Consider the following 25,630-nt stretch of genomic DNA (forward strand, 5'->3'; position numbering starts at 1 on the left):
CGGGCGCTTGCCCCCACCCGGCGCCTGCGGCGCCGACCTCCCCCGCGGGCGGGGGAGGTGCGCTGGAGACGCCGCCTTTGTGCGGGGAAAGCGGCGTCGGTGCCGGCTCAGCTGGCCTTCTTCTCGGCGATCCAGCGATCCACGCGCTGTTGGAGCAGGTCCAGCGGCAGGGCACCGCCGCCGAGCACGGCATCGTGGAAGCCGCGGATGTCGAAGCGGTCGCCCAGTTCGGCCTCCGCCTTCCGGCGCAGCGCCTGGATGCGGATCATGCCGACCTTATAGGCGGTGGCCTGGCCGGGCATGATCAGGTAGCGGCGGATTTCCGATTCGATCGCCGCCTGCGGGATCGAGCTGTTCTGTCGGAAGTAGTCGACCGCCTGCTGTTCCGTCCAGCCCTTGGCGTGCATGCCGGTGTCGACGACAAGCCGGATCGCACGCCACATCTCCGACATCAACCGGCCGTACTCCGAGTAAGGGTCCTGGTAGGTGCCCGGCATCTCCTTGGCCAGCCACTCCGAGTACAGGCCCCAGCCCTCGGTGTAGGCGGTGTGGAACTGCTGGGTGCGGAACGTCGGCACGCCCTGCAACTCCTGGGCGATCGAGATCTGCATGTGGTGGCCCGGCAGGCCCTCGTGATAGGCGATGACCTCCAGTTCGGTCTTGGGCATCGCGTTCATATCCGACAGGTGCGCGTAGTAGATGCCCGGGCGCGACCCGTCCGGCGTGCCGGGGTAGTAGTGCTGCGCCGCGCCGGGCTGCTCGCGGAACGCCTCCACGCGGCGCACCTCCAGGCCGGCCTTGGGCAGCAGACCGAAGTACTCGGGCAGGTGCTGGCGAATGTTGTCGATCGCGGCGGTCGCGTCGTCGATGTAGGCCTGGCGGCCGGCATCGGTGTCGGGGTACTTGAAGCGCTTGTCGGTGTCGAGGAAGGTGAAGAACGCCTGCAAGTCGCCATCGAAGCCGACGCGGGTCTTGAGCGCCTCCATCTCGCCACGGAGGCGCGCGACCTCGTCCAGGCCCAACTGATGGACCTCGTCGGCGGTCATCGCGGTCGTGGTGTTCTCGCGCAGCTGGTAGGCGTAGTACGCCGCGCCATTCGGCTGGGTGGTGCCAACCCCGGACGGGTTCTCCAGCGCCCGGGGCCGTTCCTGCTCGCTCCACGCGATGATCCGCTCGTAAGCCGGCTCGAGCTGCTCCACCAGAGCCACGCGCGCCTCGGCCTTGAGCTGCGCGGCGCGTTCGGCGGTCAGCTTGCCCCGTTCGACCAACGCATCGGCCTTGGCCTGGGCATCGGCCCACAGCGCGCTGTCGGGGCCGTCATCGAACGGAGCCCCGGCGATCACCTTGCGCGACTGGTCGATCACGCCTTCGAACGCGAACCGCGGCGGGCGGATGCCCTGCGCGGAGGCGGCGCGACCGCGCTCGAGCAGTTGGTCGAACATCGCCGGCGCCGCCTTGAGCCGGGCGATGTAGGCCTGGTAGCTCTGCTCGTCGTCGGCTTTGTGGACGTTGATCATGAATGTCGGGAACGCGCTGTGCATTCCCCCCATCTGGTGGAACACATAGCCGTTCATGGAAAACGCCATGCCATCGCGCATGCTTTCATACCCGCGCTTCCAGAGGTCCCACGACACTCTGGTCTCTGCATCGAGCGAGGCGTAGTCGAAGTTCGCCTCCATTTCCCGAACCGAAGCCTCCAACCAAGCCACCTGGTCTCGATTGGCCTGCTCCGACATGTCGTTGAGACTGTCATTGCGTTCCTTGCGGCCGAGAGAGCTCAGTTGGATCGGACTCATCTGCAGAGCCGTCTCGTAGTAGGTTTCGAACCAGGCGTTGAGGCGTGACGATTCGTCATCCGGTTGCTGCGCTGCCACGTCGGAGACGGATGCGACGGCGACCCACGGCGATAGCGACAGCGGTAGCGCCAAAGAGAGGGCGAGGGCCAGCGTGGAACCGGCGGCGATGGCGCGCATGGGCTGAACTCCTGAGGGTCGGACGTGCATTCTGCGGGGCAGCCAAGCGCCGCGCCCCTGCGGAATGTCATGGCAGCCGTTCCCAGGACCCGCAGGCGTGCAGATTTTTCCGCAGGCGCCCTGCGAGCGCCGCTCCGTGAACGCAGGCTGCACGCGCGTCGGAGCAGCGCGTGCGCTTCACTGCTGGGGAACGGAGACGGGCATAGCGTTGCCTCCCATGTCCACCGCTCCCCAATGCCTGCCCCCTCGGTAATCCGGAAAACGCCCCAGATGAAGCACGATCCCGCCACTGCCGCCCATCCAGCACCCGAGCCGATGCGCGAGTCGATTACGGAGATCGACGTGGACCATGCGTCGCTCAAGCGCTTCGCGGCCTCACTGCAACAGGCGCCGTACTACTCGGTGGGGCGGACCTGGGACGACTATGCGCCGGCCTACCGGCTCGGTCTGCGCAGTTGGCGTCGCCATCGCGGCGAGGAGTTCGAAACGGTCGCCGCGCAACTCGAGCGCGACTGGAACGCCACGCGCGGCGCCTCGCGATTGGGCTGGGTGGAAGCGCGCGGCGCGGTCGAGGCGGCCTGGCAGCACTGTGCGATGGACGCCGCATCCCGACAGGACGCGGCCCGGCGCGCCGATCGCAACGCCTGAGCGCACCCTGTGGCGCCGAACGGCGGCGCGCTACCATAGCGTCTTTTCCGCGAGAGTCGCGATGAGCGCTTCCCACGACGATGCCCGCAACGGTGTCCCCCGCGCCGAGGCCGAGACCGCTGTTCGTACGCTGCTGCGCTGGGCCGGCGAGGATCCGGCCCGCGAAGGTCTGCTCGATACCCCCCGCCGCGTCGTCGACGCCTATGGCGAATGGTTCAGCGGCTACGCGATCGACGCCGATGCCTATCTTGCACGCACATTCGAGGAAGTCGCCGGCTACGACGAGATGATCGTGCTGCGCGACATCGAGTACGAGAGCCATTGCGAGCATCACATGGCGCCGATCATCGGCAAGGTGCATGTCGGCTACCTGCCGTCGGGTCGCGTGGTCGGCATCAGCAAGCTCGCGCGCGTCGTCGAGGCCTACGCCAAGCGTTTCCAGGTGCAGGAGAAGATGACCGCGCAGATCGCCGGCTGCATCCAGCGCGCGCTATCGCCGCTGGGCGTGGGCGTGGTGGTCGAAGGCGCGCATGAGTGCATGACCACGCGCGGTGTGCACAAGCGCGGGGTCAGCATGATCACCTCGACGATGCTGGGCAGCTTCCGCGACGATGCGCGCACCCGCGCCGAATTCCTGCAGTTCATCGAGGTCGGCGGCGGCCGCCGCTGACGCCGGCGATCAGTTCGCGAAGGTGTCCCAGGCCATCTTCGCGATCAGCACCACCACCAACGCGACGAACAGCTTGCGGATCAGCGGCGTCCCGCCGCGCAGCGCCAATCGCGTGCCGACCACCGACCCGCCGACGTTGGCCGCCGCCATCGGCACCGCGAACGCCAGCAGCACGTGGCCCGACGGCATGAAGAACGACAGCGCCGCCAGGTTGGTCGCCAGATTGACGATCTTCGAGGCGGCGGTCGCGCGCAGGAAATCCAGCCCGAAGAAGCGGATGAACAGGAAGATCAGGAAGCTGCCGGTGCCCGGCCCGAACAGGCCGTCATAGAACCCGATCGCAGCCCCCATCGCCAATGCCAGCGCCAGTTCTCGGCGGCCGACCTCGCGCGGGCGGTGCAGCGCGCCGAAGTCCTTCTTGACCAGGGTGTAGGCCAGCATCGCCACCAGCAGCACCAGGATCAGCGGCCGGACCGCATCGCGCGGGAGCAGGCTGACTGCGGTGGCGCCAGCGAACGCAAACACGAACGCGGTCGCCGAGGCGCACAGCACCGGCATCCAGGGAAACCGCACGTTACGCGCATAGCGCCAGCCCGCCGCCGCAGTTCCGAAGATCGAGCTGAACTTGTTGGTGCCCAGTAGCGCCGCCGGGGCGTGCTGGGGCAACGCTGTGAACAGACCCGGTAGCTGGACCAATCCGCCGCCGCCCACTGCCGCATCCACCAATCCGGCCATGAACGCGATGCATACCAGCCAGAGCAGTTCGGGAAACAGCGCGTCCACGCGGGGCCTGGAGAACCGGGCGCGCAAGCATACGCCTTCCACGCGCCGGTCCGCTCAGGATGGCTCGCGTACAATGCCCGGCCGTGCTCTGCGACACTCTTTGCCCGTGAATTCTTCGTCCCGCGCCCTCATCGAACCGCTCGTCGAGCGGGCCATCGCCGCCCTGCGCGAGGCCGGCACACTGCCCGCCGATCTCGCCACGCCCGCCTTTGTCGTCGAACGACCGAAGGACCGCAGCCATGGCGATTTCTCCACGAACGCGGCGATGCTGCTGGCACGCCCGGCCCGCTCGAACCCGCGCGCGCTCGCGCAGGCGCTGGTCGATGCGCTGCCGGCCAATGACGCGATCGCCTCGGTCGAGATCGCAGGCCCGGGTTTTCTCAACTTCCGCCTGACGCCGGGCGCCTGGCGCGACCAACTGGTCGCGGTACACGCGCAAGGCGACGCCTACGGCCGCAACGACAGCGGCGCGGCGCAGACCGCCGGCGTGGAGTACGTGTCGGCCAACCCGACCGGTCCGCTGCACGTGGGCCACGGCCGCGCCGCGGTGATCGGTGACTGCATCGCGCGCGTGCTCGACGCCAACGGCTGGAACGTCAAGCGCGAGTTCTACTACAACGACGCCGGCGTGCAGATCGAAAACCTCGCCCGCTCGGTGCAGGCGCGCGCACGCGGCCTGGCGCCGGGCGATGCCGATTGGCCGGCCGATGCCTACAACGGCGAGTACATCGCCGATGTCGCCCGCGCGTGCCTGGACGGCGCCACGGTCGAGGTCGAAGGCCAATGCGTGACCGGCACCGCGGATACCGACGACCTCGACGCGATCCGCCGGTTCGCGGTCGCCTGGCTGCGCCGCGAGCAGAACGCCGACCTGGCCGCGTTCGGGGTGAGCTTCGACGTCTACTTCCTGGAGTCGTCGCTGTACGCCGACGGCAAGGTCGAGGAAACCGTGAGCGCGCTCGTCGCCAATGGCCACACCTACGAAGACGGCGGCGCACTGTGGCTGCGCTCGACCGACTACGGCGACGACAAAGACCGCGTGATGCGCAAGTCCGACGGCAGCTACACCTATTTCGTGCCGGACGTCGCCTATCACCTGAGCAAGTGGCAGCGCGGCTACCGGCGCGCGATCACCGAACTGGGCGCCGACCACCACGGCTCGCTGGCACGCGTGCGCGCCGGCCTGCAGGCGCTCGATGCCGGCATCCCGGCCGGCTGGCCGGAATACGTGCTGCACCAGATGGTCACGGTGATGCGCGGCGGCGAGGAGGTGAAGCTGTCCAAGCGCGCCGGCAGCTATCTCACGCTGCGCGACCTGATCGACGAGGCCGGGCGCGATGCCACGCGCTGGTTCCTGGTCGCGCGCAAGCCCGACTCGCAGCTGGTGTTCGACATCGACCTGGCGCGCAGCCAGTCGCTCGACAACCCGGTCTACTACGTCCAGCTCTCGCATGCGCGCATCTGCGGCCTGCAGCGCCAGCTCGCCGAGCGCGGCCTGGCCTTCGACCTGCAGCACGGCCTGGCGCAGTTGCCGGACATGACGGACACGGCGCTGCGCGACGTGCTGATCGATCTGTCGCGCTGGCCCGAGATCGTCGCCGCGGCCGGCGTTCAGCTCGAGCCGCACCTGATCGCGACCTATCTGCTGGAGTTGGCGCAGGCCTTCCAGACGTACTACAACGATCACCAGTTCCTGGTCGACGACGCCCCGACGCGCGACGCGCGGCTGGCGCTGGCGACGGCCGTAGGGCAGGTGCTGCGCAACGGCCTGGCGCTGCTGGGCGTGCAGGCTCCGGAGGCGATGTAATGGCAGCAAGACGCGGAAAATCCCAGGCACGACGCAACGGCGGCAGCTCCGGCGGCCTGCCCGGCTGGGCGTGGATGATCATTGGCGTGGTGCTCGCGCTGGGCGTGGTGCTGGCGGTGCCGCGGCTGTTCAAGCCCGACGCCGAAGACGGCTTCTTCCGCCCGCGCCCCAATCCCGACGCGCAGCCGGCGACCGGCGCCCTCGACGAGGACGCACCGGCGCCGCTGGCCGAACCCCCGGCGCCGCGACCGCGCACCGCGCAGCCGCAGCCCGCGCCTGCCGCCGACTACGACTTCTACACCCTGCTGCCCGACCAGGAGGTGCCGATGTCCGACGCCGAGCTGGCCGCCAGCGCGCGCGCCGAGACCGAGCGCCGGCAACGCGCCGAGGCGCAGCAGCAGGCGCTGCAGGGCCGTCATCCCGACGCTGCGGACCTGGCCGGCGCCCGGACCGGCCCGACGCCGCTGAGCGAGACGCCGGCAACGGCGACCGCCCCGGCGACGACACCGGCCCGGCCAACCCCCACGGCATCGACGACACCGGCCGCCGGCAGCGATGCCCGCTACCTGCTGCAAGCCGGTTCGTTCAGCGCCTCGGGCGATGCCGAAGCGCTCAAGGCCCGTATCGCGCTGCTGGGCCTGAGCGCCCGGGTCGAAGCCGGCCAGGCGCAGGGCAAGACGGTCTACCGCGTGCGCATGGGGCCCTATGGCACTGCCACCGAGCTGGCCGAGGCCAAGCAGAAGCTCGGCAACGGCGGGCTGCCGGCGCTGGCGATCAAGGCCCAGTGACGGAGGCACCCGACCATGGCTGACGACACCCGCCTGAGCGATGCCGAGCTCGACCGGCTGGACACGTTGCTCGATCGCTGCACCGACCCGGAGACTGGGCTGGGCAACCTGGAAATGCTCGACGGCTTCCTGTCGGCGTTCGCGGTCGGCCCGGTCGAAGTCGCGCTGGACACCGTGCTGCCGCTGGTCTGGGGCATGGGCGAGGTCGCGCGCCGCGATGCCCGCCAGACCCGCGAGGCCGAGGCGCTGATCGCCCGGCTGGCCGACGAGATCGTGCACCGCGTGCGCCAGGACCCGCAGGAGGGCGTCGCCCACGAGGCGCTGATGCCGATGCTCGGTCTGCCGCCCGAGGCCGAAGATGGCCAGGCCGAAGGCGATGCCGCGGGTGGACTGGACGGCGTGCCGGCCGACTTCCCGTTCGCAGCCGCGTGGGCCGCCGGGTTCCTGCGCGCCGCCGCCGAACACGAAGACGCGTGGTCTGAGTGGATGCAGGAGCACGAGTCGATCGAGAACGATCTGGGCGTCATCGCCCGGTTGGCGATCGTCGATGCGAGCCAGCTCGAGGAGGCCGAGATGGCCGAGGGCGACATGCTCTCGCTCGAGGAGCGCTTCGACCTCGCCTACGACCTGCCCGACATGCTCCACGACATGTATCTGCAGCGCTTGCACGATCGGCGTCCGCAACCGGCCCGGCGCGCCGAGGTGCCCGGCCGCAACGATCCGTGCGCCTGCGGCAGCGGCCGCAAGTACAAGACCTGTTGCGGCAAGCCGACGCTGCATTGATCGGCGGGGCGGCGCGATGCCGCATCCGTCCCGCCCCCATTCGCGCCAGCACAGGCGCAAGCCCGGGAGAGCCCCATGCCCCGCACCCTTCTCGTCACCGGCGCGACTTCGGGATTCGGCGCCGCGACCGTCGCCCGCTTCCTGCAGGGCGGTTGGCGCGTGATCGCCACTGGCCGCCGCGCCGAGCGGCTGCAGGCGCTGATCGACACGCACGGCACCGAGCGCCTGCACGTGGCCGCATTCGACATCCGCGATGCCGACGCGATGCGCGCCGCGCTCGACGCACTGCCAGACGCCTTCCGCGGCATCGACGTGCTGATCAACAACGCCGGGCTGGCGCTGGGCACCGCGCCGGCGCAACGCGCCGATCTCGCGCAGTGGACGCAGATGATCGACACCAACGTCACCGCGCTCGTCACACTGACGCATGCGTTGCTGCCGACGTTGATCGAACGCCGCGGCGCGATCCTCAACATCAGTTCGATCGCCGGCAGTTATCCCTATCCGGGCGGCAACGTCTACGGCGGCACCAAGGCCTTCGTCACCCAGTTCTCGCTCGGCTTGCGGTCCGATCTGCACGGCACCGGCGTGCGCGTGACCTCGATCGAACCGGGCATGGCCGAGACCGAGTTCACGCTGGTGCGCACCGGCGGCGACCAGGCCGCCTCCGACACGCTCTACGGCGGCGCCACGCCGATGACCGCCGAGGACATCGCCGAGCAGCTGTGGTGGGTCGCCAACCTGCCGCCGCATCTGAACATCAACCGGCTCGAGATCATGCCGGTCAGCCAGTCGTTCGCCGGTTTCCAGGTCCATCGCGGCGGCTGACCGCCGCGTGCATCGGAATTCCCGGCCGCCTCGTGCGCCGGCGGCCCTGAGGCCACCGACGCGGTTGTCGCGGCTTACTCGAGCGGCGTGTCGTCGAGATAGGTGTAGCCGGTAAGCCCGGCTTCGAGCGCGTCCTTGAGCCGCTGCGCTTCATCGGCCGCCAGCGCCGCGTCGTCGACCATCGCGGTGTAGCGCGCGCGCAGGTCGTCGAGGCGATAGCCGACGTAGTCGAGCATCACGTCGGTGGTGTCGCCACGGCGCTGCTGCGCGATCGTGATGCCATCGCCCTCGATCTTCACTTCGACCGCATCGGTGTCGCCGAACAGGTTGTGGATGTCGCCGAGAATTTCCTGGTAAGCGCCGACCATGAAGAAGCCCAGCCGGTACTGCTCGCCCGCACGCAGCGCATGCAGTGGCAACGAGGTGTCGAGGTCCTCGTTCTCGACGTAGGTGTCGATCTTGCCGTCCGAGTCGCAGGTCAGATCGGCGATGACACCGCGGCGCTCGGGCAGCTCGTCGAGGCGCTCGATCGGCACGATCGGGAACACCTGATCGATCGCCCAGACATCGGGCATCGACTCGAACACGCTGAAGTTGACGAAGTACTTGTCGACCAGGCGCTCGTTGAGCTCGTCGAGCAGCGGGCGATGGCTCTTCTCGTCGAAGGTCAGCCGCGCGCGGACCGCGTGCGCGATTGCATAGAACAAGTCGTCGATGCGCGCCCGGTGTACCAGGTCCAACTGGCCGAGCGCGTACAGCGCCAGGCCCTCGGCGTGGTGGTGCTGCGCCTCGTGGAACAGCTCCACCGCCGGCCGCGCCGCCAGTTCGCCGTGCAGTTCGCGCAGGTTGGCCACCACCGCCGGCTCGTCACTGTGCGCGTCGGGCACGCGGCCTTCGGGCGCACGCTCGACCTCCGACACATTGGCGACCAGCACCGCGTGGTGGGCGGTCATTGCACGCCCGCATTCGGTGACGATGCGCGGCGGCGGTAGCCCATGCTCGGCGCAGGCCTGCGCCAGCGGTTGGACGATACTGCCGGCGTACTGGCGCACGCCGTAGTTGACCGAGTTGTAGCTGCGCGAGCGCGTGCCTTCGTAGTCCACACCGAGGCCGCCGCCGACGTCGACGTGGCTGATGCGCGCACCCAGCCGCGAGAGCTCGACGAAATAGCGCACCGCCTCGCGCATGCCGTTTGCGATGTCGCGAACGTTGGAGATCTGCGAACCCATGTGGAAATGCAACAGCTGCAGGCAGTCGCTCATGCCCGCGTCGCGCAGCTTCTTCCACAGGTCCAGCAACTGCCGCGGATTGAGCCCGAACTTGGCCTTGTCACCGCCGCTGTTCTGCCACTTGCCCGCGCCCAGCGAGGCCAATCGCATGCGCACGCCCAGACCCGGCTTCACGCCGAGCGCGGCCGCTTCCTCCATCACCAGCGCAAGCTCGGACGGCTTCTCGACGACGATGAAGGTCTCCAGGCCCAGCTTGCGGCCGATCAGCGCCAAGCGGATGTATTCCCGGTCTTTGTAGCCGTTGCATACGACCAGACCACCCGGGCGCGAGAGCGCGAGCACGGCCATCAGCTCGGGCTTGCTGCCCGCTTCCAGGCCGAAGCCCTCGCCGTGATGCGAGGCCAGCGTGCCGGCCACACCGCGGTGCTGGTTGACCTTGATCGGATACACCGCGGTGTAGCCGCCGGCATACTCCCACTCGGCCTGCGCCTGTGCGAACGCCGCCTGCAGCCGATGCAGGCGGTCGCCGAGGATGTCGGGAAAGCGCACCAGCAGCGGCAATTGGGCACCATTGGCCCGCGCGGCGTCGACCGCCTCGGGCAGCGCGATCGACGGGCCCTGCGCGCCGCGCGGCGAGACGACGATGCGCCCGGCGTCGTCGACATCGAAATACCCCTCGCTCCAATGCGGGATCGAGTAGGTCTTGCGGGCGTGGTCGGTCGACCAGGCAGTCATCGGCAGGCGTCCATCGGCGAAGGGGCCGCATAGTCTAGGGGCTGGCGGCGCAACCTGCGGTGACATGCCCTCAGCGGTCACCGTGCCGATACGTTGGCGGGCCGGCAACCTTGCGTACGCGGCCCGCGATCCGACGCCGACCAGAGGCGATGAAGGCGACGTAGCTGCCGGGCAGGTCCAGCGCGTCGACCACCCGCTGCAGCGTCGCATCGGCGTCGAACACCAGGCCGCGCAGCCGCACCAGCACCACGAAGTGCGGCAGCCCGTCGGCATCGCCCTTGATGTGCTTGCGCGCGATCCAGGCACTGCCGATCTTCCCGGTCGCCGCCAGTGAGGCGCACGCGGCGGCGAGTGCAGCCCCGTCCAGGCCATGCGGCAGAAGCGCATCACCGGCCGAGAGTGCATTGCGCGCTTGCTACGCACCGCGCCGTCGGTCGTCGATCGATACCTGGTCGCTGATCACCGCGTCCAGCGCATCGAGGTCGTCGCGTCGGCGATAGTAGGCAGCGAGCGCCTCGTTGACCGCATCCGCTGCCCCGGGATCGAGCATCCGTGCGTGATGCAACAGCCCCACGCCAGCGGGCTCGTCGCGTTCGAGCAGCAACGCGCCCAGGCGAAAGTGTGCGAACGCATCCTGCGGCGCGACGCGCACCGCGTCGCGGTACAGGGGCACCGGGTCGTCCTGCGGCCGCACGCGCTCGACCAGGGCCGCGTACTCGACGGTCTCGGCCGGCGTGCGAGCCAAACCGCTTTCGAGTGCGGCGAGCCGGTCACGGTCCTCGGCGTGCGCGCGGTGGCGCTCGCGCCAGCCATCGCCGATGCGCAGGCGCCAGTCCTCGCTGAACGCTGCCTCCAGCGACGGCAACAGGTCGCCCAGCAGAACCTCGGCCGCGCTGCGCTCGGGCGGCGGCGCGACCATCGCTTCCACGCCCAGAGCCTGCAGTCGCTGTGCGAGCGTGGGATGGGTGTCATGCACGCCGGCGCGGGCAGTCAGCTGCGCGGCCAACCGGGCGTCGTCCTCCGGATGCGGACTCCGCAGCGCGGTCGCCATTTCGCGCAGCAGGCGGTCCGGCGGCTCGGCGCGCTCGCGGTTGGCATCGATCACCGACGGCCAGAACTCGTGCGCCAGGCGCGCGGCGCCGACATTGACCCGAATCAGCGCACTGCCGGCGACATCGGCGCCGGCCAGCCGGGCGGCCATCGCATCGGCCTGATACTCATTCTGGCGCGCGAGCACGAAGCTGTAGGCGTCGAAGTACGGCGCGTACCAGCGGAAGAATCGCTCGAACACCCGGCTCGCCCACGCACCGCGCGCGGCCAGGCCGTCGAGCACGCGGTACCAGCTCAGGCGCACACGGTGAATCCAGCCAGAGAAGCGGCCATGCCCGCCGCCGAAGTGACCGAACTCGTGGGCGACCACCGATGCGAACTGCCCCGGGTCGAGCAGTTGCATCAGCGGCAGGCCCAGCACGAGATAGTGGCGATGGCCGAACAGTCCGAGCACCCGCGGCACGCTGGCGGCCGCGGCATTGAGGTCGTCGTCGATCAGGATGCCCGACAGCCGCGGCGCTCCGGCAGCGCGTCGCAGGCGCTCGACCTCGGCGACCAGCCGCGGCGCCTCGCCGGGTGCGAGCGGCCGCCCTGCTGGCGGCTCGAAGCGTACCCACAGCGCGCGCAGCACCAGCCAGCCGAAGCCGATCGGGATCCAGACCACCTTCGCCAGCTTGACCAGCAGCAGCGGGCTGATCACCAGCAGCAGCGCGACCAGTCCCACCGACAACCCGAGGGCCAGCACCACCGCGCCGCCGAGCACACAGAAACCCAAGGCCGCCAGCAGGGCCAGCCGCATCCGGTAGGCCCCGGGCGCGCGTTGTGCGAACGTCTCCAGCCGCGCGACCCGCGCACGGCGCTCCGTTTCCGACATCATCCTTGCGTCCCCTCGTCACGCCGTCCGGCGCGTCCCCGACCCGAATCCTAATCCGCGCGCCGGGCCAGGAGAAGCGCCCCTCGCGGCAGTCCTCGGCGCCCGGCCTGTCATGGGGGCTCGGCTACAATGCGCGGCCCGCAATTGACCGGAACCTTTCGCATGTCCGCTCCGACCTGGCTCCACGAGACCTTCGATCCCACCGGCTCGTCGATCGGCTTCCGCGTGACGAAGAAGCTCGACGAAGTGCAGTCGCCGTTCCAGAAGATCGAGATCTACGAGAGCACCGACTGGGGCAACGTGATGCTGATCGACGGCGCGATGATGGTCACCACGCGCGACAATTTCTTCTATCACGAGATGGTCTCGCACCCGGCGCTGTTCACCCATGCCGCGCCCAAGCGCGTGGTGATCATCGGCGGCGGCGACTGCGGCACGCTGCGCGAAGTGCTCAAGCATCCGGGCGTCGAAAGCGCAGTGCAGTGCGACATCGACGAGCAGGTCACGCGGATGTCGGAGAAGTACTTCCCCGAACTGTGCGCCTCCAACGACGACCCGCGCGCGCAGCTGCTGTTCGACGACGGCATCGCCTACATGCGCGACTGCGCGCCGGGCAGCGTCGACGTCGTCATCGTCGATTCGACCGACCCGGTCGGTCCGGCCGAGGGTCTGTTCAACAAGGCCTTCTTCGACAGCTGCTTCCGCGCGCTCAAGGACGACGGCATCCTGGTGCAGCAGTCCGAATCCCCGCTGGCCCTGCTGGACCTGATCCGCGAGATGCGCGCCGAGATGGGCAAGGCCGGCTTCACCACGTTCCAGACGCTGCCATTCCCGCAGCCTTGTTACCCGACTGGTTGGTGGAGCGTGACGCTGGCGCGCAAGGGCCAGGGCTTCGACTTCCGCCAGGCCGACGCCGCTGCCAAGGGCTTCGAGACCGCGTACTACAGTGCCCAGATCCACCAGGCCGCGCAGGTGCTGCCGCCGTTCGTGGCCAAGGCCCTGGAGGCCTGAGCCCACACCCCGGCGATGCCGCGGCTTCCGCCGCGCATCGCCCGCATCGCGCTCGACCCGCTCAGCCGATGCCGGCCGCTCGCAGCCCCGCCGCCGCGAGCGCGCCCAGCACCACCACGCCCAGGAACGGCACGCCGCGCCACAGCGCGACGACCGCGACCAGCAACGCGCCGGCCCGGGCATCGAGCACGACGCCCCCGGCGCCGGCAAAGCCGTTGACGACCACCAGGGCGGCCAGCAACCCGATGGTCATCGCCGAGGTGATGCGCGCCATGCGTGCGCCTTCCAGCCAGCGCGCCGGCACCAGGTAGCCGGTGAGCTTGGTCGCGAACGCAACCGTGCAGGCCAGCAACAGCCAACCCCAGGTCGCGCTCACGCCCGCGCCTGTAATGCAACGTTGCGCCGCGCGAGCAAGGCGCCCCAGGCGGCTGCGACCGCCGCCGCGACCAGGATCGGCACGCCCGCGGGCAGCCAGGGCATCGCCAGTGCAGTCGCCAAGGCGCAGACCACCGCGATCGCGACCGGCTCGCGGCCGCGCAGCCGTGGCCACAGCAGGCCGATGAAGGCCGCGACCGCGGCACCGTCCAGGCCCCAACGCCGGGGATCGCCGATCACATCGCCCAGCAGTGCCCCGACCAGCGTGAACAGGTTCCAGCACACGAACACACCCAGCCCGGCGACCCAGAAGCCGCGGCGTTGCTCGACAGGTTCGGGCTGGCCGGCCGCAGTCGCGGCGGATTCGTCGATCGTCACCTGCGCCGCGAGCAGGCGCGTCCATCCGCGCGGGTGCAGCAACCGATTGATCTGCACCGCATAGACCGCATTGCGCACGCCCAGCAGGCTGGCCGCCCCGAACGCCGCCGCGCCCGCGCCGCCGCCGGCGAGCACGCCGACGAATGCGAACTGCGAGCCGCCGGTGAACATCAACAGGCTCAGCGCCATCGTCTGCCACAGGTCGAGCCCGGCAGCGATCGACAGCGCGCCGAAGGACACCCCATAAAGCCCGGTGGCCAGCGCGATCGACAGGCCGATCCGCGTGGCCGGCGTCAGTGACAGTCCCATGCGGTCATTCTCGTCGTCGCCCCCAGGCACGCATCAACGCGCGGCGTCGCAGTCGGCCGGGCGCGCGAGGTCGGTCATCGCCTCGACCTCGCGCAACGCTCCGTCGGGCGCGAAGTGGAACCGCCACGTACGCTCGCAGCGCATCGGAATCGGATTGATGTCGGCGCGCCAGCCCGGGCCGCCGTCGGCCTGCCCGATCGCGTAGTACAGGCTGTCGGGGCCGGTCGCCAGCGCGTCCTGCGATGCGGCATCGTCGCCGGCCTCGGCCCGCATCCGGCGCAGCTGCGCATCGGCGGCGGCCGCCGCGACCGGCAGGCCTTCGAGCGGCAGCGCATCGAGGTCGAGCAGGTCGGGTTCAAGAACGGACGGCGACGCCTCGCGCCCGGCCGCGACGGCCTCCCAGCGCATCCCGGGCGCCGGGTAGGCATCGCCGTAGGTGTAGCGCAGCAGCGCTGCCGGATCGCCCGGCGACTGCAGCCACAGCAACGCCGAGCCGTCGCCGTAGAGGTAGACGAAGCGGTGCAGCCGCAGCGCGTGGCCCCGCAGCTCCGGCCGCGCCGCCAGCCCGTCCAGCAGCGCGCGGAAGTACGCCGGGCGGTGGAGATGAGCAGGCTTGGCTGCGTGCACCGGTGCGGGCGGCGGCGGCGCGGCCGCGGGGCGGTCGCAGGCGGCGAGGAAGCAGGCAAACGCGATGGCCGCGACGGCCATGACATCGCGCCGCGTGCGGTGCCAGGCCGATTGCCTGCATCGACTCGACATCCGGCGCCTGCGCCTAGCCGCGCAACACGGCGCCGCTCACAGCGCGTCGGCGTCCAGCTCGCCGGTGCGGATCCGCACCACGCGCTCGAGGTCGTAGACGAAGACCTTGCCGTCGCCGATCCGGCCCATGCCTGCGGACTTGAGCACGGTCTCGACCACGGCATCGACGATGTCGTCGGTCACCGCGATCTCCAGCTTCACCTTCGGCAGGAAATCCACGACGTACTCCGCGCCGCGATAGAGCTCGGTGTGGCCCTTCTGGCGGCCGAAGCCCTTGACCTCGGTGACGGTGATGCCGGTCACGCCGACCTCGGCGAGCGCCTCGCGCACGTCGTCGAGCTTGAACGGCTTGATGATCGCCATGACCATCTTCATCGCAGTGCCTCCGCAAGGGGATGCGCCAAGGATACGCCACCCTCACGCGTCGCCCTACACGATGCCGAGCACGCGGCGCAGCACGCTTGTGCGCGTGCCGGGAGGCATGGTCTAGTGCGCCCCGCGCCGCGACCGGGGAATTTTCTGACGACGCGCCGCGGAGGCGGCCGACTGCATGCGTTGCGCATGCCGGCGACGCTATCTGTACACCGTGAGGACTGACTGATGATCGATCTGAACAACATCGACGAGCTCGCGCGTCGCCTCAGCGGGCTGGTGCCCGCCGGCCTGCGCGAGAGCCGCGAGGAACTGCAGGAAAACTTCAAGGCCGTGCTGCAATCGGGCCTGGCGAAGCTGGACCTGGTCACGCGCGAGGAATTCGAGGTCCAGCGTGCAGTGCTGCTGCGCACGCGCGAGAAGCTCGAGACCCTGGAGGCGCAGGTCCGCCAGCTCGAGACCCAGGGCACGTCCCAGGCCCCGCCGCCGGCCCCGTCGGCGGGCAACTTCGACACCGCCCACTAAAGGACAGCGCCATGGGACTTGCGCTCGTGCACGGACGTGCGCGCGCAGGCATCCGGGCACCCGCGGTCAAGGTTGAGGTGCACCTGGGCGGCGGTCTGCCGTCGATGTCGATCGTCGGCCTGCCAGAAGCCGCAGTGCGCGAAGCCAAGGACCGGGTCCGCGCCGCGATCCAATGCGCGCAGTACGAGTTCCCGGCGCGCCGGATCACCGTCAACCTCGCCCCGGCCGACTTACCCAAAGGCGGCGGCCGCTTCGACCTGCCGATCGCGCTCGGTATCCTGGCCGCCAGCGGCCAGGTCCCGGCCGAGGCGCTGCGCGACTGGGAGTTCCTCGGCGAGCTCGGACTGACCGGCGAACTGCGCGCAGTCGACGGTGTACTGCCGGCCGCGCTCGCGGTCGCCGGCGTCGGCCGCGGCTTGGTCGTGCCGGCCGGCAACGGCGCCGAGGCGGCGCTGGCGTCCGGCGTCGAGGTGCGGACCGCCCGCACCTTGCTGGAAGTCTGCGCCCTGCTCGGCGGCACGAAGCCGTTGCCGGTCGCGGTCGCCCCGCCGCAACGCGCGCTGCCCGGCCCCGACATGCGCGAGGTCCGCGGCCAAGTCCAGGCCCGGCGTGCGCTGGAGATCGCCGCCTCCGGCGGCCATCACCTGCTGCTCGTCGGCCCGCCGGGCTGCGGCAAGACCCTGCTCGCCTCCCGGCTGCCCGGCCTGCTGCCCGATGCCGGCGAAGCCGAAGCACTGGAGACCGCGGCGGTGCTGTCAATCAGCGGGCGTGGCCTGGACCCGGCCCGCTGGCGCACGCGTCCGTTCCGCAGCCCGCACCACACCGCCAGCGCGGTCGCACTAGTCGGCGGCGGCAACGAGCCGCGCCCCGGCGAGATCTCGCTGGCGCACAACGGCGTGCTGTTCCTCGACGAACTGCCCGAATGGGACCGCCGCGCGCTGGAAGTGCTGCGCGAGCCGCTGGAGTCCGGCACGGTGACCATCTCGCGCGCCGCGCGGCAAAGCGAGTTCCCGGCCCGCTTCCAACTGGTCGCCGCGATGAATCCCTGTCCCTGCGGCTGGGCCGGCGACGTGTCGGGGCGCTGCCGCTGCAGCAATGAGGCGATCGCCCGCTACCGCGCCCGCATCTCCGGCCCATTGCTCGACCGCATCGACCTGCACGTCGACGTCCCGCGTCTGCCGCCTGCGGCGCTGCGCCCCGACGCACCGCAGGGCGAAACCAGCGCCGCGATCCGGGTCCGCGTCGACGCCGCGCGCGCACGCCAGCACGCGCGCGCCGGCACCCTCAACGCCCGACTCGACCAGACCGCGACCGCCCGCCACTGCCGGCTAGCCCCTGCCGACCAGGCGTTACTCGAACGCGCGATCGAATCCCTGCATCTGTCAGCCCGCGCGATGCACCGCATCCTGCGCGTGGCGCGCACGATTGCCGATCTCGACGACAGTGCCGACATCGCATCGAAGCACCTCACTGAGGCGTTGGGGTATCGGGGGATGGATGCGGTGCACCCGGGCACCACCTGAGGCCAGGTGCCGCGAGGGAGCGGGCCGGGCAAGCTGCATTTTCGGCATCCTGCACAAGGCGCTGCGCGACTGGGAGTTCGTCGGCGAGCTCGAGTTGACGGCGTGCTGCCGGCGGCCTCGCGGTAGCAGACTCCGACCGCGTACTGGTCGTACCAGCCGGCAACGGCGCCGAGGCCGCCATGACGTCCGACGTCGAGGTGCGGACCGCTCGCACCTTGCTGGAAGTCTGCGCCCTGCTCGGCGGCACCAAACCCTTGCCGGTCGCGGTCGCCCCTAGTTCATCCTGGCCTTGGCCGCGTCCACGAATGCCCGGGCCATGGCCTGCAGCGTCGCTGAGCGAACGGCCGAGTGCTGCCAGTAGAGCGGTACAACCGGTCTGTCCTGATCCAGTGTGACGATGTGCTTGACGGCCACCGCCTGCTTGATCAGTGCCTGCGGTGCCAGGCACCAGCCCAGGCCCAGCCGGGCAGCATCCACGAACCCGGTGGACGAAGGCAGATAATGGACGGGCGGATTCAGCCGTGCCTTGGTGATACGCCTGACGAAGCGCCATTGCAGTTCGTCCTTGCGGTTAAAGATGAGCATCGGCGCCTTGGAAAGGCTGATGGCATCGATGCCCGATGGGAAATAGGTCTTCAAGAATGCCGGCGACGCGATGGCGCGGTAGCGCATCTACCCGAGTGGTACGACGCTGCAGCCTTTCAACGGTGTGGCCTGGGAGGTGACGGCACCCAGCACAGCGCCATCCTGAAGCAGCGCCAGCGTATAGTCCTGGTCATCCATGCGCACGTCGAACAGATAGCCGTGTTCACGGTGGAGTGCGGCCAAGGCATCGAGCACCCAGGTCTGCAGGGAGTCATCGTTCACGGCGATGGCCACGGCGATCGAGAGAAACGGCCCGGCCTATTCCGGATGCAGGTCCGCTAGGGCTTCCGCCTCCAGGTCCTTTATCGGCTGAAGCCGCTGCAGCAGGCGCTGGCCGGCCGGATTCGGCCGGCACGGGACCTGGCGTACCAGGAGCACCTGACCCAGGCGATCCTCCAGCGACTTGATGCGCTGGGACACGGCCTAGGGGGTGATCGACAACCGCCGCGCAGCAGCATCGAAACTGCCTTCGTCCAAGGCGGCAAAGAAGGCAGCCAACTGGGGATGAATGAGGTCCACGGCTGCTCCATTAGATTTTCTTCATGAGCGAGAGAATATTTTAGCTTTCTGCCGGGTGCTGTGGGCCCACCATGCGCACCTTCCCGCAACCTGGCTCCGCCTCATGCTCCTCTCCGCCGCAGCCTCCGGCTTCGTTGCGGCTGCAGGCCTGATCATCGCCATCGGAGCGCAGAACGCCTTTGTGCTGCGCCAAGGCCTGGTGCTGGTCTGCGTGCTGGGCGACATCGTCCTCATCCTGGCCGGGGTGGTCGGTATCGGTGCGCTGGTCCATCCGTGGCCATGGCTGCTGCAGCTGCTTCGGTTCGGCGGCGCGGCTTTCCTGGCCATCTACGGCGCGATGGCCGCGCAACGCGCCATCCGCGGAGGTGGCGAGCTCAGTGCGCAGGCACGACGAAGCAGCACTGGCGGCCGGTGCTGCTGACGGTGCTCGCCTTTGCCTTTCTCAATCCCCACGTCTATCCGGACACCATGGTGCTGCTGGGCAGCATATGCACGAGTTATCAGGCCGAGATCCGCCGGGCATTTACGCTGGGTGCCTGCTGCGCAAGCGCGGCCTGGTTCAGCCTGCTTGGCAACGGCGCCAGATTGTTGCTTCCCGTGTTCAAGAACCCGCGGGCCTGGCGGGTACTGAACAGCGTCATGGCCCTCTTCATGCTGGGGCCTGAGCCTGCTGCTGCTCAAGCCGCTCAAGGTGGGCTGAGACATGTAGGCTGGCAGATGGTTTGGAATGCCCAATGTGCTGGTGGGTCAGCTGCGGTCTGGGCAACCAGCTACGCGTGACCCAGCGGGCCGCGACATGGGTTTCGGTGGCGGCCCTGTTGTTCGTTTGCTTCTCTTTTGGCCGTGAACTCGAGCTGGGTAGGGTACTCGTACTGCTCATTGGGCTTAGCTTTCGCCTCACTTAGTGCCCTCTTCGCTTTAAAGACCGCAATTGGGCGGCGCAGCAAGCTAGCCTCGCCACTTGAACGCAATAGTTCTTGCGCGGCGATCAACTCCTCAAGCGATCCAGTGAGGAAATCCTCTAGCAGCTCTTCAGCTAATTTGAGGTTCGGAACGCATGGTGCGCTACCACGCGCGCATCTCCAGCCCGTTTCTCGGCCGCATCGACCTGCGTGTCGACGCCCTGCGTCTGCCGCCGGCCGCGCTGCGCCCCGACGCGCCGCAGGGCGAAACCAGCGCCGCGATCGGGGTCTGCGTCGACGTCGCGCGCGCCGGCACGCTCAACGCCCGGCTCGACCAGACGGCGACCGCCCGCCGCTGCCGGCTAACGCCGCCGACCAGTGTGTTACTCGAACGTGCGATCGAATCCCTGCATCTATCCGCGCGCGCGATGCACCGCATCCTGCGCGTGGCCCGCACGATCTCCGATCTCGACGGCAGCGCGGACATCGCATCCCAGCACCTCACTAGGCGGCGGGGGTATCGGATGTGTCGGGGTGCAGGAGGCACCTGAAAACTACTCACGCCGGGGGAGCTCTCCATATGCACTGCCACCACACAAAAAACAGAGCTCCCTTTCTAGCAACACAGAGACAGGCGCGCCGCCAAATATCGGACAAAACCAGATAACCGTTCATCCATGAGTTGCATGCTCAAGCTTAATTACACCTAGTTAACCTCCCTCGATACCCGTTTATATAAGCAGACCCAAGCATTACTCCGCGACGAATCTGAACGCGTCTGAGTTATATCGACACCCGGCAGCATCGTTCAATCCCACTCTGTAGTCGCGTTCCTCGCTACGCTCATGATCGTCAACTTGCCCGGATGCGTTAAAGAAAAAAATAAAACTCTCGCCTTTCTCTAGAACAATCCATTTCCGCGGCGGAACAAACTCCTCAAGGGAAATTGCATCAGCCTGCCAATCGGAGAATTGCGAACGAAGTCGACTCTGCAGCTCTATATATTCCCCATGCGCCAACAGGGGATAATCCGATCTATCTAGCGGAATTTCGACTTTTTCTGAAGAACTGTTTTCAATGGAAAATGATGCAAAAAGCTCCTCTTTCCCCCAAGCCGCAATCCGCTGCAGCCCCTTGTACTGAATCGACACTTGTTCGCTAGCAACGCGACAGCGCGTGCGGCTGTGAACAGAGGCACAGCTAGATAGCAGAAGTAAGATCACGAACATCGTGAGACCCTTCATTATCACGGCCCTGGAACAATCTGAGTATGGCGTCCGCTTGCATCCCATCTGTTATGCGAGTCAATGGCAGTTTGACGAGCTCCTGCCTGCAAGAAGTCTTGCATCGCTCGCCGCGCAGCATCCTCACACTCAGCAGAACTTGAGAAGCTAAGTGACCTCATTGAATCCTCTAGTTGCTGGGCAGCCCCCTTTGCACCGGATATCCATCCATTAAAATCTCGTACGTGATCCAGCTCAGCACGGCGGGAGTCGCGCCTTTGGTCAAGGCTGTCGTAACGCTGCCTCAGGAAGACAACGGGAGTGAAGTTGACGATGTACTCATCTAATGAATAGTTGCCAGCAGCACATGTGCACTCCAGTGAAACCGACCAGTCCAATGTAGTTCTCGCAAGACTACTTGCCGTAACGGTGGATACACCATCTCCTGGAAAGGTCCGCGTTTGCAAGCCGGGCGCAAGCGTCGGACTCCAAAAAATCGGATTGCTTGTCCACTGTAGCAGCCCATACATATCAGCCCAAATGAAAGGCGAGCCACTTACATAGCCATAAGTACTAACGCCAGCGATTAATCCAACCGGATCGCTTTGAGCATATCGGCCAGTGAGCGGGTCGTAGTCACGAAAATAGTTGTAGTGCAACCCAGTAGCGTCATCATAAAATTGTCCAGGGAATCTCATGTTTAGTACGAATATTCTTCCGTCGCCATCAGGATCTTCATTTGGCGAGTCAGCGCCGAACGCCTCGCCCATGAGATCCCATTTCCACACCACTAAATCTCTTATTGGGTCCACAACTAGCCGCGGAGTACCCAAGTGATCCGGTTGCACATGATATATTCTGTGCAAGCCCCCCGACGCAGAGGCCACCTCGGCAGCGTTATTATAAGCGGATACCCGGCCACTATAATTCTCAGAATCTTTGCTTTCCAGCAGACCTACAGGCAGATCATCTAGCCAGATTGCTGCCTGGATAGCGTTACCGGCACGATCGTAGTCGCCCAACCATTTCCCCGATTCGTCGTAAATTGTAATGACACTATTGGATCCTAAATAACGATGCACTCGCTCGCCATTTCCATTGTACACGTAATTCATTTTCGTTCCGCCGTCGCGGGATATTGAGGCAAGGCGATTGGCAGCATTGTAATTAAACGATCGGCCCTTCCCGTCCGAAAGTGCATTTCCGGCAGCATCATAAAGTTTTACTTCACCGCCGACGCTTATGAGATGATGACTGCTCTGTGAATAAGAGTAGATTTTATGCTCGCTCGAATTCTTGAATGCAGTTCGATTTCCAGTCAAATCATAACTGTAGCTATCAATCACAGCTTCGGTGCCGCCATCCTTAAAGGCGGTTAACCGATTTAATCCATCGTACTCGAAGGTAGCGCGCGGAGGACTAGCTAAATCAGCATATCTTAGAGCCCTCAGATTTCCAACTGGATCGTAGCTATAGCCGATATCCAGACCTCCCACGTCGCTGTCGAGAATAGATTTTGGCCGATAATCTAAGTCGTATGCTCGAGTCATACTGCGACCACCGCTATAAGTCCAGCCTGTCACCGGACCGAAGGGCGCATAAACCACATCACGCAATAGTACTTCGCGCTCACCAGAAGGTAGCTTAACGCCAACCTCAACGGTTTCACCTTGAAGATCTCGTACGTAGTCCACCACTACGCCATCGGGATACGTCAACCTTCTCAGGCGCCATGAATGATCGTATTCGTAGTTGACAGTAAGATTCTGCCCGTCGGCGATCTGAATCTTGCGAAGGAGCTCACCAGATCGACCATAGCAATATCTGGTGATTCCGCTAGGATCGAGCATTGCCGACCTGCGTCCCACGGCATAGGTCATTCCAGAACCGCAGCCCGGTGATACAACATCATAAGTATAAGAAACACGCTGATCATGCGCGCCAATGTAGTCAATGCTAACTATTCGACCAAGCGCATCGTACGCATAACTCGAATTTTGACCTCGAGCATCTATCTTGCTGGCGAGGTTTCCGGCGGCGTCATAACCATAGCTCGTAACACCGCTATCAGGGCTGCTTAGACGGAGAATATTTCCGAATGCGTCATATTTATAGTCTGTTTCCAGTCCGTTTGGATCGGACACCTTGGTCAAACGCCCGAGGCTATCGTATTCAAAGTATGTGCTTGATTCGATCCCTCCTTTATCTTGTAATACGCTTATCAATTTATTAAGCGAGTCGTAGCTGTTAGCTGTTACCCGACCAAGCGAGTCGGTCACATCTACTATATTTCCATTGACATCATAAGAATAATCACTCGGATTTCCTTGAGCGTCAGCCTGAGTCAGGATTCGGCCAAATTGGTCGTAAATTCTGTTTACTTTCCTGGTCAGGTCTCCACTAGATCCTCTAACTTCCTCGGCCACCCTATTTCCGGCATTATCTAGCAAGTACGATATGCTGCTTCCATTGCCTCTTTGAATCTGATGAAGCCTAAGCGCGGCGTCGTACTTGTATTCAATCCCTGTTCCGCCTGCGTGCAAAACTTTACGAATTAGCCCGTTGGGCCAATAGTCGATGGATACCGTTCGATCGCCTGCTTCTCCATCTTCCTGTGCCCCTCGTACTTTGATTAAAGATATCCAGCCACGTTCATGATATCCGTAGTCAGTTATAACGCCATTGGGATCCTTAATAGAGAGCGGGCGCCCTGCCAAGTCATACTGCAGAATCTCGGTAGCCTGCCCTAGGGCATTGGTGATCTTCCACAAATCGCCTTTTCGATACAGGCAGTCCGTCAGTTGCAAGTCGCAGCCCAGACTATCGTTTTGATAATAGCTATAATAAGAGATGTCATCTACCTCTGTACGAGGACCGTCCACAGCCTTAAGAAGCCCTATTAATGGGCAGGCGTTAGCGTCTAAATCCGACTGCTCGCAGTAGTAGTTATTTGATTCCCGGATAGTCGAGCTTTCCGGGTCAGTCCACTTGGTACTTAGGATTTGACCACGATCGTTATAGGAAGTCGCTGTTCTTGAGACGAGAACCCCTTCTTTATCGAAAATTGATTCCTCGAGTTTCCTGCCGTATTTGTCTCTAAGCACGGTGACAGTCTTCTGCTCAGAAGTGCCGTATGCGTAAACCACAGACTTGATTCGGCCGGAATCATAATAATATTGAGTTTCTATTCCAGCGCTATTAACGTAGGCCAGAGGGCGTCCGGTGAAGTCGTAACGCCACTGCGCAGTACCCTCCTGATCGCTAATTACTCTCGGCTTTCTCCAGGTCCCCATATAGGAATAAGTACGCTCAGCGCCATGCATATCGCGGACAACGACTGTGTCATCGTCCAGATAGCTGAGTTCTGTTGTTTCCGTCGACCCCTGATTGCCATGTAAAGAACTCCTAACAACTCTTCCGTAAGCGTCGTATTCAAATGTCCCATAACGCTCACCCGATTCGTAAGTTATTCCAGTTAAGAGACCCTCACTCTGGACGGGGGCAAACTCCCGTTCGTCATAGTGGTACTGCTTGAACGAACCATTATCGAACTCTACTCTAGTCAAGTTGTTGTTCGTGTCACGCCTATACAAAATAGTTCTTTCGTCTGGAAGGACGATCTCCGACAATCGGCCGTCGGCATATACAAACTCTAGCGAACGACCAGAATTATCAGTTACACGGGAAATCTGCTTTGGATTAAAGCTCTCGTCGTACTCAATCGTAAATTTCCTAGTGGGATCATTGTCATATGATCTTGATTTCAAATAGCCGCTTCTGTCGAAGATGCTTTCACGACCGTCCTCAGACAAGTATATGTACTCACCCGTGGGGAGAATTTCCACATGAGTATTCTGGCTTCCCTGTACGCGAAATAGGGAATCGTTTACCCTTTCCAGCGGTATATAGTAGCCGTCCTCACTAACGATGACTCGCTTTATCGTGTCCAACTTTTCTTGGAATGTGTGAGTCCAGCCAACACCAATGCCTTTTGCGTCACTAACTTGACGTAGCGAATGATAGTATCTAGAAAAACTTTGCCCTGAGAATTCGAAGTCTGTCTCAACTCGCGTCTTATCCCCAGAGGATGGATGACAGGGGTGGCCAACAGGACAGGATTGTTGCTGTCTAATTTTGACGCTTATTGGAGACCTTCCAGCTCTTGTACACCATTGCCCAGAGTCATAAATTTGCTGATATTTCGGTTCGTAGCCAATTATAGTAGGGACTTCAGGGTATTTGTAGATTTCATAACCCGCCGGGCATGTAAAATATTGCGTTTTGCCAATGTAAAGATTCGCATCTGGAACCGCTTCTCCATTGCATGCGAGATGCCTCACGACCCGCCTAGTATTTTCTTCGTTTCCATTATTGAAGCTAATCCAAGTTCCCGAGGGATCAGCATACATTCTCCATAAAGTAAATTCCCCAACGTCAAAATCAAAGCTCATTTGACACCCATCCTCAAGCGGCGTCTCTGTCTCCCATTCGACTATTGAGTCAATCGCCTCCTGCTCTGAAAGGCATCCACTCTCACACCTCCCATTTGAGAAGAACATAGGGGGTTGCACAGAAGAAGGAACCACGCTTTCTCTTGCGCTATATATGCGAAGAAAATGCGTTCCACCGTAATATGCGGTGCCCTCAAATTTGAGCTCTGTGGTTAATCCTGAGAACTGTTGCATCACCGCTTCGGCTTCTGCAAGAGTGTGGTAGCACACATCTAGGCAGTAATCACGCTCATAGGGAGGCGAACTAGAAGGCAGGGCGTGCACAGATGTTGGATGAAACCACACAAGCGCCAAGAACACTCCGATTGCTGCTTTTATTTCGCTTTTTCTATTAGAACCCGTGCTAATCATTATATGTTCCTTCAATAATGAACTATCCGTTTAAATAATGATTTTTATCGCTTAAGAGC

At 64.8% G+C, this 25,630-nt stretch carries 21 protein-coding genes and 2 pseudogenes; 11 read left to right on the forward strand and 12 right to left on the reverse strand.

Going from position 1 to position 25,630, the window contains the following annotated elements:
• Positions 1 to 107: 107 nt before the first annotated feature.
• Entirely contained in the window at positions 108 to 1,973 is a 1,866-nt protein-coding gene (locus ABE505_RS08210) for a DUF885 domain-containing protein (RefSeq protein ID WP_346443582.1), read from the reverse strand.
• A 270-nt stretch (positions 1,974 to 2,243) separates the two neighbouring features.
• Here ABE505_RS08210 and ABE505_RS08215 point away from each other — a divergent pair, with 270 nt between their 5' ends.
• Together ABE505_RS08215 and folE are read left to right on the forward strand one after the other, a co-directional pair.
• Positions 2,244 to 2,621, forward strand: coding sequence for a hypothetical protein (locus ABE505_RS08215; protein WP_346443581.1), 378 nt, complete (start codon positions 2,244 to 2,246; stop codon positions 2,619 to 2,621).
• 61 nt (positions 2,622 to 2,682) lie between these two features.
• Positions 2,683 to 3,291: a GTP cyclohydrolase I FolE gene (gene folE, locus ABE505_RS08220; protein ID WP_346443580.1), complete on the forward strand. Its 609-nt coding sequence runs from the start codon at positions 2,683 to 2,685 to the stop codon at positions 3,289 to 3,291.
• A 9-nt stretch (positions 3,292 to 3,300) separates the two neighbouring features.
• Here the strand turns inward: folE and ABE505_RS08225 are convergent, their stop codons facing one another.
• Positions 3,301 to 4,053, reverse strand: a complete 753-nt coding sequence (locus ABE505_RS08225; RefSeq protein ID WP_346443684.1) for a TSUP family transporter — start codon at positions 4,051 to 4,053, stop codon at positions 3,301 to 3,303.
• Positions 4,054 to 4,180: 127 nt separating this feature from the next.
• Between ABE505_RS08225 and argS the strand changes: the two genes are divergently transcribed.
• The 4 genes from argS (at position 4,181) to ABE505_RS08245 (ending at position 8,280) form a co-directional block, all read left to right on the forward strand.
• Positions 4,181 to 5,881: an arginine--tRNA ligase gene (argS, locus tag ABE505_RS08230; RefSeq protein ID WP_346443578.1), complete on the forward strand. Its 1,701-nt coding sequence runs from the start codon at positions 4,181 to 4,183 to the stop codon at positions 5,879 to 5,881.
• Complete coding sequence (locus tag ABE505_RS08235) at positions 5,881 to 6,669, forward strand: SPOR domain-containing protein (protein WP_346443577.1); 789 nt, start codon at positions 5,881 to 5,883, stop codon at positions 6,667 to 6,669. The genes argS and ABE505_RS08235 overlap by 1 nt, the downstream gene beginning before the upstream one ends.
• A 15-nt stretch (positions 6,670 to 6,684) precedes the next feature.
• Positions 6,685 to 7,452 carry a UPF0149 family protein gene (locus tag ABE505_RS08240; protein ID WP_346443576.1) on the forward strand — a complete coding sequence of 256 codons (768 nt, stop codon included), beginning with the start codon at positions 6,685 to 6,687 and terminating at the stop codon, positions 7,450 to 7,452.
• A gap of 75 nt (positions 7,453 to 7,527) precedes the next feature.
• Entirely contained in the window at positions 7,528 to 8,280 is a 753-nt protein-coding gene (locus ABE505_RS08245) for an SDR family NAD(P)-dependent oxidoreductase (RefSeq protein ID WP_346443574.1), read from the forward strand.
• 74 nt (positions 8,281 to 8,354) lie between these two features.
• Here the strand turns inward: ABE505_RS08245 and speA are convergent, their stop codons facing one another.
• The 3 genes from speA to ABE505_RS08260 form a co-directional block, all read right to left on the reverse strand.
• Positions 8,355 to 10,244: an arginine decarboxylase gene (gene speA, locus ABE505_RS08250; RefSeq protein WP_346443572.1), complete on the reverse strand. Its 1,890-nt coding sequence runs from the start codon at positions 10,242 to 10,244 to the stop codon at positions 8,355 to 8,357.
• Positions 10,245 to 10,314: 70 nt separating this feature from the next.
• Entirely contained in the window at positions 10,315 to 10,491 is a 177-nt protein-coding gene (locus tag ABE505_RS08255) for a hypothetical protein (protein ID WP_346443571.1), read from the reverse strand.
• 168 nt (positions 10,492 to 10,659) lie between these two features.
• On the reverse strand, positions 10,660 to 12,171 hold the full coding sequence (locus ABE505_RS08260; RefSeq protein ID WP_346443570.1) for a M48 family metallopeptidase: 1,512 nt from the start codon (positions 12,169 to 12,171) through the stop codon (positions 10,660 to 10,662).
• Between the two features lie 159 nt (positions 12,172 to 12,330).
• Here ABE505_RS08260 and speE point away from each other — a divergent pair, with 159 nt between their 5' ends.
• The gene (gene speE / locus ABE505_RS08265) at positions 12,331 to 13,179 is read left to right on the forward strand and encodes a polyamine aminopropyltransferase (RefSeq protein WP_346443568.1); all 849 of its coding nucleotides are present in this window, start codon (positions 12,331 to 12,333) and stop codon (positions 13,177 to 13,179) included.
• 61 nt (positions 13,180 to 13,240) lie between these two features.
• Here speE and ABE505_RS08270 read toward each other — a convergent pair whose 3' ends face one another.
• From ABE505_RS08270 to ABE505_RS08285, 4 genes are all read right to left on the reverse strand, one after another.
• Positions 13,241 to 13,555: an AzlD domain-containing protein gene (locus ABE505_RS08270; RefSeq protein ID WP_346443567.1), complete on the reverse strand. Its 315-nt coding sequence runs from the start codon at positions 13,553 to 13,555 to the stop codon at positions 13,241 to 13,243.
• The gene (locus ABE505_RS08275) at positions 13,552 to 14,241 is read right to left on the reverse strand and encodes an AzlC family ABC transporter permease (protein ID WP_346443565.1); all 690 of its coding nucleotides are present in this window, start codon (positions 14,239 to 14,241) and stop codon (positions 13,552 to 13,554) included. Before ABE505_RS08275 ends, ABE505_RS08270 begins: the two co-directional genes overlap by 4 nt.
• A 33-nt stretch (positions 14,242 to 14,274) precedes the next feature.
• On the reverse strand, positions 14,275 to 14,949 hold the full coding sequence (locus ABE505_RS08280) for a hypothetical protein (protein WP_346443564.1): 675 nt from the start codon (positions 14,947 to 14,949) through the stop codon (positions 14,275 to 14,277).
• Positions 14,950 to 15,036: 87 nt separating this feature from the next.
• Complete coding sequence (locus ABE505_RS08285; protein ID WP_183425161.1) at positions 15,037 to 15,375, reverse strand: P-II family nitrogen regulator; 339 nt, start codon at positions 15,373 to 15,375, stop codon at positions 15,037 to 15,039.
• A gap of 225 nt (positions 15,376 to 15,600) precedes the next feature.
• On the opposite strand from ABE505_RS08285, the gene ABE505_RS08290 reads away from it, so the two are divergent.
• Positions 15,601 to 15,897: an accessory factor UbiK family protein gene (locus tag ABE505_RS08290; RefSeq protein WP_346443563.1), complete on the forward strand. Its 297-nt coding sequence runs from the start codon at positions 15,601 to 15,603 to the stop codon at positions 15,895 to 15,897.
• Positions 15,898 to 15,908: 11 nt separating this feature from the next.
• Positions 15,909 to 17,420: a YifB family Mg chelatase-like AAA ATPase gene (locus tag ABE505_RS08295; protein ID WP_346443562.1), complete on the forward strand. Its 1,512-nt coding sequence runs from the start codon at positions 15,909 to 15,911 to the stop codon at positions 17,418 to 17,420.
• A gap of 273 nt (positions 17,421 to 17,693) precedes the next feature.
• Here the strand turns inward: ABE505_RS08295 and ABE505_RS08300 are convergent.
• Positions 17,694 to 18,584: pseudogene (locus tag ABE505_RS08300) on the reverse strand (LysR family transcriptional regulator ArgP).
• Positions 18,585 to 18,687: 103 nt separating this feature from the next.
• Here ABE505_RS08300 and ABE505_RS08305 point away from each other — a divergent pair.
• Both ABE505_RS08305 and ABE505_RS08310 read left to right on the forward strand, forming a co-directional pair.
• A pseudogene (locus ABE505_RS08305) lies at positions 18,688 to 19,364 on the forward strand (LysE family transporter).
• A 277-nt stretch (positions 19,365 to 19,641) separates the two neighbouring features.
• Entirely contained in the window at positions 19,642 to 20,037 is a 396-nt protein-coding gene (locus tag ABE505_RS08310; protein WP_346443560.1) for a hypothetical protein, read from the forward strand.
• 201 nt (positions 20,038 to 20,238) lie between these two features.
• Here the strand turns inward: ABE505_RS08310 and ABE505_RS08315 are convergent, their stop codons facing one another.
• Both ABE505_RS08315 and ABE505_RS08320 read right to left on the reverse strand, forming a co-directional pair.
• The gene (locus ABE505_RS08315) at positions 20,239 to 20,715 is read right to left on the reverse strand and encodes a hypothetical protein (protein WP_346443559.1); all 477 of its coding nucleotides are present in this window, start codon (positions 20,713 to 20,715) and stop codon (positions 20,239 to 20,241) included.
• A 17-nt stretch (positions 20,716 to 20,732) separates the two neighbouring features.
• Complete coding sequence (locus tag ABE505_RS08320) at positions 20,733 to 25,571, reverse strand: RHS repeat-associated core domain-containing protein (protein ID WP_346443558.1); 4,839 nt, start codon at positions 25,569 to 25,571, stop codon at positions 20,733 to 20,735.
• Positions 25,572 to 25,630: the final 59 nt, after the last annotated feature.

This window comes from Luteimonas sp. TWI382 (assembly GCF_039674545.1).
In the GTDB taxonomy this organism is placed as follows: domain Bacteria; phylum Pseudomonadota; class Gammaproteobacteria; order Xanthomonadales; family Xanthomonadaceae; genus Luteimonas.